Raw genomic sequence first — 571 nt, 5'->3', positions numbered from 1 at the left:
GGCTGAGCACGGCCTCGGTGAACGCTGTCGCGGTGAACTGGCTGCCCTGGTCGGTGTTGACGATCTCAGGTTGCCCGTACTTCGCGAACGCTTCTTCCAACGCATCGACTGCGTGCATCGCCTCCATCGTGATCGCCACCCGGTGGGCCAGTACCTTTCGGCTGGCCCAGTCCACCACGGCGGTCAGATACACAAAGCCGCGCGCCATCGGGATATAGCTCGTATCGAGTGCCCAGACCAGGTTTGCCCGATCGATCTTCATGCCCCGCAGCAGATACGGCCAGATCTTGTGCTTCTCATTGCGTCGGCTCGTGTTCGGCTTGCAGTACAGCGCCTCGATACCCATACGCTTCATCAGCGTGCGCACGCGCCTGCGGCCAATCTCGTGTCCCTCGCGACGCAGCAGTCGCGCCAGCATCCGCGCTCCGGCAAACGGAAACTCCATATGCAGTTCATCGATCCGGCGCATCAGCAACTGGTCTGCCTCGCTCACCGGTTGCGCCCGGTAATACACGCTCGATCTTGCGATACCAACGAGCCGCACTTGCTGCGAGACCGGCAATGCGTGCGT

Annotated in this window: 1 protein-coding gene; it reads right to left on the bottom strand. The window is 62.0% G+C overall.

Going from position 1 to position 571, the window contains the following annotated elements:
- Positions 1-571: DDE-type integrase/transposase/recombinase (locus tag ACTJLC_RS31825; protein ID WP_440846438.1), on the bottom strand; the 571-nt coding region annotated here is incomplete at both ends.

It is taken from the genome of Paraburkholderia sp. 22099 (assembly GCF_052045835.1).
In the GTDB taxonomy this organism is placed as follows: Bacteria; Pseudomonadota; Gammaproteobacteria; order Burkholderiales; family Burkholderiaceae; genus Paraburkholderia; species Paraburkholderia terricola.
Note: the sequence above shows the minus strand (reverse complement) of the source record. Positions and strands in the feature narration are given on the sequence as shown.